Below are 10,016 nucleotides of genomic sequence, written 5' to 3' on the forward strand. Positions count from 1 at the left end.
GGCGCACCCGAGGCCCTCGTGGACGAGCGGCTCCTCGGCCCCGACCGCGTCGAGGCCGTCCGCGCCCAGGTCCACGCCGACGCGGACGCCGGCCGCCGCGTGCTGCTGCTGGCCCGCACGGACGAGCCCCTGATCGGGGATGCGCTGCCCGGCGGAGGCGTCCCGGTCGCCGTCGTGACGTTCCGCGAGAACGTGCGCCCGGACGCCGCCGAGACCCTCGACTACTTCCACGCCCAGGGCGTGCGGACCGTGGTGATCTCCGGGGACAGCCCGCGCACCGTGGCCGCCGTGGCCCGTGAGGTGGGCCTCGAGGTGGCGGGCCAGGCCTACGACGGGCGCACCCTGCCGGACGATCCCGGGGAGCTCGCCGACGTGATGGCCGAGCACGACGTGTTCGGCCGCGTCAGCCCGGACCAGAAGAAGGCGATGGTGCAGGCGCTGCAGTCGCGCGGGCACGTGGTGGCCATGACCGGCGACGGCGTGAACGACGCCCTGGCCCTGAAGACCGCGGACCTGGGCATCGCCATGGGCAACGCGGCCCCGGCCACCAAGGCGGTGTCCCGGATGGTGCTGCTGGACGGGCGCTTCGACCGCCTGCCGCGCGTGCTCGGCGAGGGCCGCCAGGTGATCGCGAACATGGAGCGGCTCGCCCACATCTACCTGACGAAGACGACGTACGCGCTGCTGTTCGGCGTGGTGTTCTCCCTGTTCGCGTGGCAGTTCCCGCTGCTGCCGCGGCAGGCCTCCACCGTGGACTTCATCATGATCGGCGCGCCCACGTTCTTCCTCGCCCTGCTGCCGAACCCGCGCCGCTATGTGCCCGGCTTTCTGGGGCGGGCGCTGCGGTTCGCGATCCCCTCCGGCGCGGTGATCCTGCTGTCCATGGTGGCCTTGCAGACGTACGTGCGCCTCACCGCCGGCGACGTCGACCTGGCCCGCCAGCAGGCCGCGTTCATGATCACCCTGACCCTGCTGGGCCTGTGGGTGCTCAGCGTGATGTCCCGGCCGCTGAGCGCGCGCGTGGTGGTCCTCATCCTGGCGATGTACGCGGTGCTGGCCGCCGTCGTGCTGGTGCCGGCCTCCCGCTGGTACCACCGGATGGAGGTCCCGCCCACGGACGTGCTCGTGGCCGCGCTGGTGGTCGCCGCGCTCGGGTGCGGACTGATCGAGGTCATCCACCAGGTGCACCGCCGGCACGTGGCGAGGGTGCTGGCCGCCGCGGGGGCCTGAGACCCCTCAGCGGCGGGCGCGACGCACGGCGGCCCGGTAGTCGAGCCACGTCCACACCAGCACGACGACGGCGACCAGCGGGTACGCGACGTCCCACGCGCTGAGCCGCTCCCCGGCCACCACGCCCGGGAGACGGGTGGCCAGGATGATCACCACGAACGCGGTGACCGCCCAGGCCCGCCGGCGGGGCGGCGGGCCCAGGCGTCGTCGTCGAGGGCGGCGGGGGGCTCCCCCACGGGCCGGCGGGCCGCCGGGAGCAGCCGGTGTGCGAGCCAGGCGAGGCCCGCGCAGACCGGGGCGACGGCGAGCAGCCAGAACGTGCTCCCGGTGAACAGGTGCGTCTGTGCGTTCACCTCGACGAGCCACCAGGCGAGCACCAGCCCGAAGGCCAGGAGGGTGACGGCGGCGACCAGCGTGGCGGCCAGCCGCGGGACGCGGGCGAGGAGCCGCTCCCAGAGGACCATCACCGCCACCCCGGCCACACCCATGAGCACCGGGGCCAGCAGCAGCCCCCACGTGTAGTCGGTGGTGAGCCCATCCCGGAGCAGCCAGACCAGGCAGAACAGGACGGCGATGCCGGCGGCGACCGTGAAGCCGACCACCGGCACATCGCGCCAGGTGGCGTCGGGTGTGGCGGGGTCGGAGTGGGGGCGGATGGTCATCGGTCGGGTCCTTCCTGTGTGGTCCGTTGCGGATCCCTCCCGGCGACCCTACGGCCCGGTCGAGCACGTCTGCGCATCGGGCGCCCTCCCTCGTGCCGGCGTCGCCGTCGCTCTACCGTGGGGCCATGGACTCCACGCTCTTCACCCGTTCGGCCGACCGCGCCGCCCACGACGACGTCAACTTCCGCACCCGCAAGTGGGTCAAGCCGGAGGACCTCAACGCGAACAACACCCTCTTCGGCGGCTCGCTGCTGCGCTGGGTCGACGAGGAGGCGGCCATCTACGCGACCCTGCAGCTGGGCAACCCGCGGTGCGTGACGAAGCTGATCTCGGAGATCAACTTCCTGGCCTCGGCGAAGCAGGGCGACATGATCGAGATGGGCCTGCGCGCCACCGAGTTCGGGCGCACGTCCCTGACCATGCGGGCGAAGGTGCGGAACATCGTGACCGGCGAGATGATCCTGACCATCGACAAGATCGTGTTCGTGTCCCTGGGCGAGGACGGCAAGCCCGTGCCCCACGGCTTCACCGAGATCACCTACGACCGCGACCGTCTGCCCCTGGACGGCCCCCTCTGAGCCGGCCCGCCACCCCACGCGGTCCGGGGGCGGAACTCGGGGATCCCCACCCCGAATACCGCCGAGTTCCGCCCCCAACGCGGAAGGGCGGGCAGCTCTAGTCGATGCCGCGGGCGGCCAGGGCGTCCCCGACGTCGTCCGCGTGCTTGAAGCTGAGCACCAGCAGCGGCAGCGCCCAGGCCCACGGCGCCATCCGCACCCCGCGGGCGGCCTGCGCATGCCGGATCTGCTCGGCCAGCGCCCGCAGGTGGCCGATCGAGGAGAGCACCAGGCCCATCGCCAGGCCCACGCGGTCGGCGCGGAACCCCGCCCGCGCCAGGCGCGGCCCCGCCCACGGGATCCGCTCGACCGGCCGCAGCACCGCCTCGGCCACCCCGGTCATGTCCGCGATCCGGGTGGTGCGCGTCAACACCTGCGCGGTGAGCACGAGCCCGAGCACGCGCGCCACCATGAGTCCGGCCGCGAACGCGTCGGTGAAGATCCACTGCGCCGCGAACAGGACCACGTAGAACAGCCACAGGGCGCGCAGGTCGGAGGCGATCATCGCCGCCCCGCGCCGCAGCCCGAAGCCCACGAGGTACGCGGCCACGGCGCCCACGACGGCGGCGCCCGCCGTCCACAGGGACGGCGGCAGCAGGGTCAGGGCCAGCACCCACACCGCGAACAGGCCCGTCTTGAGGCCGGCGCGGGCGCGGTGCAGGGGCGAGTCGCCGTGGATGTACAGGGAGAGCATCAGCGCAGCTCCGCCGCCACGGCGTGGTCCAGGAAGCGTTCGTACGCCTCGACCACGTCCCCGGCCGGGCCGGTCCGCTCCACACGGCCGCCGTGGATCCACACGGCCTCGTCGCACGCACGGGCCAGCTCGAGGTCGTGGGTCACCAGCAGCAGCTGGAACCCGTCCGGGGCGGAGGGGTCTGCGGCCAGCAGCCGGTCGGCCACGATCCGCCGGTGCCGGCCGTCCAGCAGGGAGGTCGGCTCGTCGGCGATCACCAGGGACGGCCCGGCGGTCATCACCGAGCACATGGCCAGCCGCTGCGCCTGCCCCGAGGACAGGGACAGGCACGCCCGGTCCGCGAGCGCGGTGAGCCGGTGCTCCTGAAGCGCCGCGGCCACGCGCGCGGCGACGTCGTCCTGGGTCAGGCGGCGGCCGGCGTCGCCCCTGAGCGACTTCACGGTCAGCTCCACGTCCTCCCGGACGGTGGGCATGACCATCTGCGCGGCCGGGTTCGCGAACACGAAGCCGACGGTGCGGCGCAGCGCCTTCACGTCCCGGACGGCGTCCACCCCGTGCACGGTCACCTCCCCGGCGACGACGTCGGCCAGCCCGGCGATCGCGCGGGCCAGCGTGGACTTGCCGGAGCCGTTCTCCCCGATCACCGCCACACGCGGGGCCGTGAGGGTGAGGTCCACGCCGTCGAGGAGCACGACGACGCCCTCGGGGCCGTCGGCCTCGACGCGGACGCCCGTGAGGGTGACGGAGCGATCCGGGCTCATCGGAAGGCGCGGGGGTAGGCCTTCCACAGGCCGACGATGAGGATGACGGCCACGACGAGCTTGATCAGGTCACCGGGCACGAACGGGGCCATGGAGAGGACGGCGGCCCCGAACTCCATCCCGGCGATCCCCACGAAGCCGAGCACGCCGAAGAAGTAGACCATGACGATGCCGCCGATCAGCCCGGCGACGGCCGCACCGAGCGCGACCCGTCCGGCGCCGAGGCCGGGACGGGCCCGGGAGGTGAGGGCCCAGAAGATCAGGCCGACGATCAGCGCGGACGGGATCCAGCCGAGGATGAAGCCGGCCGTCGGGCCGGCGAACACGCCCAGGCCGCCACGGCCGCCGCTGAGCAGCGGCAGGCCGAGCGCCACGAGGCCGGCGAACAGCGCCATCGAGGCGGCCCCGCGCCACGGGCCGAGGATCACACCGGCCAGGATCACGGCGATGTTCTGCAGCACGATCGGGGCGGGCACACCGGCGACGGCGATCGGCGGCACCAGACCGAGGACGGCCATCAGCGCGGTCATGACGGCGATGCGTGCAAGGCTGCCGCCGGCGGAACCGCGACGGGGGCGGCCGGCGTCGGTGGGGCGGTCCGCCGTCGTGGTGGCCGCGGGGCGGACGTGGCCGTCGTGGGACGAGGGCACGGAAGTGCTCATGGAGGGACTCCTGGTGCGGAAGCGAGTGCGAGGGGGCGCTCAGCCGAGGCGCTGGGCGCATGGCGAGGGCCCGACGAGTTGAACAGTGTTCAGGAGTCTACTGCAGGGGCGGAGGTGTGGGCGGCCGGGGTGCGCTGCCAGGGTGACAGGCGAGACTGTGGGCGGCTTGGGCGTTGTGCTGACCGGCGATCAGCAGGAACGAAGTATGCGGCCCGAGACGGGAACCTGGACACCAGCCGCTCACCCGATGACCTCTGCCTTCTGTTCCGCCGTGGTGGTACCGTCCAGCCCACCGGCGCCGGAAACCGCTCGTGAGCAGCCCGGTACGCCACATGGCGCAGGCGGGGCTGACTACCAGCTCGACACCCGGCACCTCGGTACCCGCCACCCTCCTATAAGCCAGCACCGGTCGAGGACGCGCCGACCCTTCGAGGATCTCAGCCCACGTCCCACCTCAGGACAACCAGAAGGAAGTGATCGCGGATGCGACGGATAACGCTGCCGAGCGGTGAGTCCATCCCTGTGCTGGGCCAGGGCACCTGGGGCTGGGGTGAGGACCCCGGCCGCCGCGGCGACGAGGTCGCCGCGCTGCACGCCGGCCTCGAGCTGGGCATGACGCTGGTCGACACCGCCGAGATGTACGCCGACGGCGGCGCGGAGGAGGTGGTCGGTGAAGCATTGGCGGGTCGCCGCGACGAGGCGTTCGTGGTCAGCAAGGTCATGCCGTCCCACGCCTCACGTTCCGGCACGATCGCGGCCTGCGAACGCAGCCTGAAACGCCTGGGCACCGATCGGATCGACCTCTACCTGCTGCACTGGCAGGGCAGGTACCCGCTGGAGGACACCGTCGCGGCCTTCCACCAGCTCGTCGAGGACGGGAAAATCCGATACTGGGGCGTCAGCAACTTCGACCACCGGGCCCTCGCCGACCTGCAGGACGTGCCGGGCAGCAGCGGGCTGGCCACGGATCAGGTGCTGTACAACCTGTCGCGGCGAGGACCGGAGTACGACCTCCTGCCGTGGTGCGCCGACCACCAGCTGCCGGTCATGGCGTACTCGCCGATCGAGCAGGGCCGCATCCTTCACGACACGACGCTGAACGACGTCGCGGCCCGTCACAGCGTCAGCCCCGCGGCGGCGGCCCTTGCCTGGGTGCTGCGCCGCGACTCGCTCTGCACGATCCCCAAGGCGAGCAGCCCGCAGCACGTGCGCGACAACGCCACAGCACTGGACGTGGACCTGACCCGCGAAGACCTGGATGCTCTGGACCGTGCGTTTCCGCCCCCGAGCGGACCGCGACCACTCGAGATGCTGTGACCCTGCCCAAGGGCGCAGCCCGGTCGTTCCGGGCAGCCCGGGCAGTCCGGGCAGCGCTCCGGTCAGCGCAAGTCTCCGAAGGACCTGCCTGTCACCTCCTCCTGAACCTGTGCACGCCAACCATCGACTCCTTTCCTCGAGCCCTGTCGGGTTCGCGGTAGGCGCTGATCATCCGCTGGCAGGTCCCCCAAGTGGCCTCGAGCCGGGCCCTCTGCTTGTCGGTGAGCAACCCGGTTCCGGCGTGCAGGGTTCGACGGGCGGAGTAGAGCGGGTCGCCCGTGCGGCCGCGGTGGCCATGCAGGTCCTGCTGGACCCGGCGGTGGCAGCGGACCAACGCGTCGCCGGCTAACCGGACTGCGAGCGACCGGCGTTGTGGACGCAGACGACCTGGACACTGGGCCGTGCGGTCAGGAGGATCTCCAAAGTCGGCGGCGGGGGTTCAGGCGATGTCGAGGAAGGAACGGAGCTCGGCGAAGGCCGACGGCACGACGCAGTAGTGCGCCCAGCGGCCCTTCTGCTCGCGCGTGAGCAGGCCAGCGTCGACGAGCTTCTTCATGTGGTGACTCACGGTCGGCTGGCTGATGCCCAGCGGCTCGGTGAGATCACAGGCGCAGACCGAATTGCAGCCCTGAGCAGCGACATGGGACAGAAGCCGGAGACGGGTCGGGTCGGAAAGCGCCTTGAGCAAGGACGCGATCCTCTCGGCCTCGACGCTGTCGACGGGCCCCGCTGAGAGCCTGCAGCACTCCTCAGGGCCGTTCATCGTCTCGAGCCCGGCAGCTGTGATCGCGGTCGTCGTGGACATGTCCCCACCTTACATTGACAGTCATCGATGTGAAGCATAGCGTTCGCATCGATATCCGTCGATGGAAGGTGTCGAAGCCCGATGAGTACGACCACCAAGGATGTGGAGCAGCCCCGCGTGATGAAGGAGATGTCCTTCCTCGATCGCTGGCTCCCGGTGTGGATCCTGGCCGCCATGGCAGTGGGTCTCCTGCTGGGACGGTTCATCCCCGGCCTGAACACCGCGCTGGAGGCGGTGAAGATCGGATCCGTGTCCCTGCCCATTGCGATCGGACTGTTGGTGATGATGTACCCGGTCCTGGCGAAGGTCCGCTACGACGAGACCCGGCGCATCGGCGCGGACCGACGCCTGCTGGTGACCTCGCTGGTGCTGAACTGGATCGTCGGCCCGGCACTCATGTTCGCCCTGGCCTGGATCTTCCTGGCCGACCTTCCAGAGTACCGCACCGGCCTGATCATCGTCGGACTCGCACGCTGCATCGCGATGGTCCTCATCTGGAACGACCTCGCCTGCGGTGACCGAGAAGCAGCCGCGGTGCTGGTCGCGATCAACTCCGTCTTCCAGGTGATCGCCTTCGGTGCCCTGGGCTGGTTCTACCTCCAGGCGCTGCCATCCTGGCTGGGGCTGCCGACCACGTCGGCCGAGTTCTCGATCGGCGCGATCGTCCTCAGCGTGCTGATCTTCCTCGGGATCCCGCTGGTCGCAGGGTTCCTGACCCGCATCCTCGGTGAGCGAGCCAAGGGTCGGACCTGGTACGAGGAGCGGTTCCTCCCGAAGATCGGCCCCTGGGCGCTGTACGGGCTGCTGTTCACCATCGTGCTGCTGTTCGCCCTACAGGGCGACGCGATCATCTCCGCACCGGGGGACGTGGCCCGCATCGCCGTGCCGCTGCTGGTCTACTTCGTCGTCATGTTCCTGGGGTCCTTCCTGCTCGGCCGCGCGATCGGCCTCGACTACGCGAAGTCCACGACCGTCGCGTTCACGGCCTCGGGCAACAACTTCGAGCTCGCCATCGCCGTCGCCATCGGCACCTTCGGAGTCACCTCCGGCCAGGCCCTCGCCGGCGTCGTCGGCCCGCTGATCGAAGTCCCCGTCCTCGTCGCCCTCGTCTACGTCGCCCTCGCTATGGGGCGGCGCCTGTTCCCCGGCGACACCACCGCCCCCACCCGATGACCCCACAGAAGGATCCCCTCGCCATGACCACGAAGCGCCCTTCAGTCCTGTTCGTCTGCGTGAAGAACGGCGGCAAGTCCCAGATGGCCGCCGCCCTCATGCGCCATCACGCCGGGGATGAGGTCGACGTGCATTCCGCCGGCACCCGCCCGGGCACCGCCATCAACGCCCAGTCCGCGGAGGCGATCGCCGAGGTCGGCGCGGACATGTCCTCCGCCGTCCCGCAGCCGGTCACCCCCGAGCTGCTGCGAAGCGTCGACCACGTGATCGTCATCGGCGACGAAGCCGTCATCAAACCCGTCGAGGGCATGACCGCGCCGGTCACGACCTGGCACACCGATGAGCCCTCTCAGCGCGGCATCGAAGGGATGGAGCGGATGCGCTTGGTCCGCGACGACATCGACACCCACGTCCGCAAGCTCCTGACCGACCTCACCGGCACCGCGAACTGACCGCCCCGCAGCAAGGAGACTCATCATCTTGACCACCGCAACGAACTCACATCCCATTGTCGTCATCGGCGCTGGCCCCATCGGCCTTGCCGCCGCTGCCCACCTCTCTGAGCGCGGCCTGCCGTTCCTGATCCTCGAGGCCGGGACCGCGGCAGGAGCCGCGATCGCCGAGTGGGGGCACACGCGGCTCTTCTCGCCGTGGCAGCACAACCTCGACGCCGCCGCACAGCGTCTCCTCGAAGCTGCCGGCTGGACCGCACCCGACGCCGACGTTCTCCCGACCGGTCACGAACTGCGCGAGCATTACCTCGAACCGCTCGCGCAGCTTCCCCAGCTCGCCGAGTCGATCCGCTACGGGGCGCGGGTCACCGCCGTCTCCCGCGCCGGCATCGACAAGACCCGCACCGCACGCCGCGAGGAGACCCCCTTCCTCGTCCGGATCCAGACCACCGACGGGCACAGCGAAGACGTGCTCGCCTCCGCGGTCATCGACGCCTCCGGCACCTGGTCCACGCCCAACCCCCTCGGACAGGCCGGGCTCCTTGCTCCCGGCGAGCAGCAGGCCCGCGCCGCGGGCCACATCACCGCGCCGCTGCCTGACGTGCAGGGCCGCGACCGTGACCGCTTCGCCGGCAAGCGAGTCATGGTGACCGGTGCCGGCCACTCAGCCGCCAATACCCTGCTGGACCTCGCGGACCTGGAGGCCGACACCACCATCATTTGGGCCGCTCGCACCGCAGACCTCACCCGCGTCTACGGGGGCGGCGACCAGGACGAACTCGCAGCCCGAGGAGCGCTCGGCTCGCGACTGCGCCAGCTGGTCGACTCCGGACGCATCGCGGTCCTCACCTCCTTCACCATCACTCGCTTCAGAGCCGACGACACGTTGACCGTCCACGCTGTGACCCCGGACGGGGAGCGAGAAGTGAGCGTCGATGTGCTGGTGCCCGCCACCGGGTTCCGCCCTGATCTCGGAATGCTCTCCGAACTCCGCCTGGCCCTGGACCCGGCCGTCGAAGCACCGTCCCAGCTGGAGCCGCTGATCGATCCCGAGTTCCACTCCTGCGGATCCGTCGAGCCTCACGGTGAGCGAGTCCTCGCCCACCCGGAGACGAACTTCTACATCGTGGGGATGAAGAGCTACGGCCGCGCCCCCACCTTCCTCATGGCCACCGGCTACGAACAGGTCCGCTCCATCGCAGCAGCCCTGGCCGGCGACCGCAAAGCAGCCGACGCAGTCCACCTCGAACTACCCGAGACCGGCGTATGCACCACCGACCTCGGCGGCGGCTGCGACGCCCCAGCCACAGCCGGCGACGCCTGCTGCAGCAGCCCGCAACTGATCGAGCTCCCCGTCGGCCGATGAGCAAACAGCGGGACGGCACGACGTTCTGTGCCGCCCCGCTGGGGTATAGCTTTACGAGGCGACACTGTAAGTTCAGCTCATACTGTATAGTTCAGTGAATGCTGACTATCGCCTCTCGTGTTGATGTGATGAACCGGTTGGGCCGAGCGATGGCCGACCCCACTCGATCCCGGATCATCTTGACCCTGCTCGACCATCCCGCTTACCCGGCGGAACTGGCCCGAGATCTGGACCTGACACGCCCGAACGTGTCCAACCACCTGGCATGCCTGCGCGA

13 protein-coding genes and 1 pseudogene are annotated in these 10,016 nt (G+C 70.8%); 7 read left to right on the forward strand and 7 right to left on the reverse strand.

The window, feature by feature from the left end:
• Positions 1–1,230: HAD-IC family P-type ATPase (locus tag D8M29_RS04910; RefSeq protein ID WP_127445823.1), on the forward strand; the 1,230-nt coding region annotated here is incomplete at its 5' end.
• Between the two features lie 6 nt (positions 1,231–1,236).
• Here D8M29_RS04910 and D8M29_RS13515 read toward each other — a convergent pair.
• Both D8M29_RS13515 and D8M29_RS04915 read right to left on the reverse strand, forming a co-directional pair.
• Complete coding sequence (locus D8M29_RS13515; RefSeq protein WP_153240280.1) at positions 1,237–1,386, reverse strand: hypothetical protein; 150 nt, start codon at positions 1,384–1,386, stop codon at positions 1,237–1,239.
• A complete protein-coding gene (locus tag D8M29_RS04915; protein ID WP_127445824.1) occupies positions 1,380–1,892 on the reverse strand; it encodes a hypothetical protein in 513 nt (170 codons plus the stop codon). Before D8M29_RS04915 ends, D8M29_RS13515 begins: the two co-directional genes overlap by 7 nt.
• Before the next feature lie 125 nt (positions 1,893–2,017).
• Here D8M29_RS04915 and D8M29_RS04920 point away from each other — a divergent pair, with 125 nt between their 5' ends.
• Positions 2,018–2,470, forward strand: coding sequence for an acyl-CoA thioesterase (locus D8M29_RS04920; RefSeq protein WP_010080066.1), 453 nt, complete (start codon positions 2,018–2,020; stop codon positions 2,468–2,470).
• Positions 2,471–2,567: 97 nt separating this feature from the next.
• Here D8M29_RS04920 and D8M29_RS04925 read toward each other — a convergent pair whose 3' ends face one another.
• From D8M29_RS04925 to D8M29_RS04935, 3 genes are read right to left on the reverse strand one after another with little or no spacing between them, the layout of a single operon-like run.
• On the reverse strand, positions 2,568–3,203 hold the full coding sequence (locus D8M29_RS04925; RefSeq protein WP_127445825.1) for a CbiQ family ECF transporter T component: 636 nt from the start codon (positions 3,201–3,203) through the stop codon (positions 2,568–2,570).
• Positions 3,203–3,964, reverse strand: a complete 762-nt coding sequence (locus D8M29_RS04930; RefSeq protein ID WP_127435254.1) for an energy-coupling factor ABC transporter ATP-binding protein — start codon at positions 3,962–3,964, stop codon at positions 3,203–3,205. The genes D8M29_RS04925 and D8M29_RS04930 overlap by 1 nt, the downstream gene beginning before the upstream one ends.
• Positions 3,961–4,626, reverse strand: a complete 666-nt coding sequence (locus D8M29_RS04935; protein ID WP_095695044.1) for a biotin transporter BioY — start codon at positions 4,624–4,626, stop codon at positions 3,961–3,963. Before D8M29_RS04935 ends, D8M29_RS04930 begins: the two co-directional genes overlap by 4 nt.
• A gap of 483 nt (positions 4,627–5,109) precedes the next feature.
• Between D8M29_RS04935 and D8M29_RS04940 the strand changes: the two genes are divergently transcribed.
• Entirely contained in the window at positions 5,110–5,943 is an 834-nt protein-coding gene (locus tag D8M29_RS04940) for an aldo/keto reductase (RefSeq protein WP_127435255.1), read from the forward strand.
• A 121-nt stretch (positions 5,944–6,064) separates the two neighbouring features.
• On the opposite strand, the pseudogene D8M29_RS04945 reads toward D8M29_RS04940, so the two are convergent.
• Both D8M29_RS04945 and D8M29_RS04950 read right to left on the reverse strand, forming a co-directional pair.
• Positions 6,065–6,298 (reverse strand): annotated as a pseudogene (locus D8M29_RS04945) (ISL3 family transposase); the annotation flags it as partial.
• An 84-nt stretch (positions 6,299–6,382) separates the two neighbouring features.
• Positions 6,383–6,748 carry a helix-turn-helix transcriptional regulator gene (locus tag D8M29_RS04950; RefSeq protein ID WP_127435256.1) on the reverse strand — a complete coding sequence of 122 codons (366 nt, stop codon included), beginning with the start codon at positions 6,746–6,748 and terminating at the stop codon, positions 6,383–6,385.
• A gap of 81 nt (positions 6,749–6,829) precedes the next feature.
• Here D8M29_RS04950 and arsB point away from each other — a divergent pair, with 81 nt between their 5' ends.
• From arsB to D8M29_RS04970, 4 genes are all read left to right on the forward strand, one after another.
• Complete coding sequence (gene arsB / locus D8M29_RS04955; RefSeq protein ID WP_095695047.1) at positions 6,830–7,921, forward strand: ACR3 family arsenite efflux transporter; 1,092 nt, start codon at positions 6,830–6,832, stop codon at positions 7,919–7,921.
• 23 nt (positions 7,922–7,944) lie between these two features.
• Positions 7,945–8,373, forward strand: coding sequence for a low molecular weight phosphatase family protein (locus tag D8M29_RS04960; protein WP_002855764.1), 429 nt, complete (start codon positions 7,945–7,947; stop codon positions 8,371–8,373).
• Between the two features lie 28 nt (positions 8,374–8,401).
• A complete protein-coding gene (locus D8M29_RS04965; RefSeq protein ID WP_153239432.1) occupies positions 8,402–9,739 on the forward strand; it encodes an FAD-dependent oxidoreductase in 1,338 nt (445 codons plus the stop codon).
• A gap of 98 nt (positions 9,740–9,837) precedes the next feature.
• On the forward strand, positions 9,838–10,016 hold a 179-nt coding region (locus D8M29_RS04970; RefSeq protein ID WP_148110725.1), incomplete at its 3' end, for a helix-turn-helix transcriptional regulator.

Origin of the sequence: Micrococcus sp. HSID17227 (assembly GCF_003989405.1) — a bacterium.
In the GTDB taxonomy this organism is placed as follows: domain Bacteria; phylum Actinomycetota; class Actinomycetes; order Actinomycetales; family Micrococcaceae; genus Micrococcus; species Micrococcus luteus.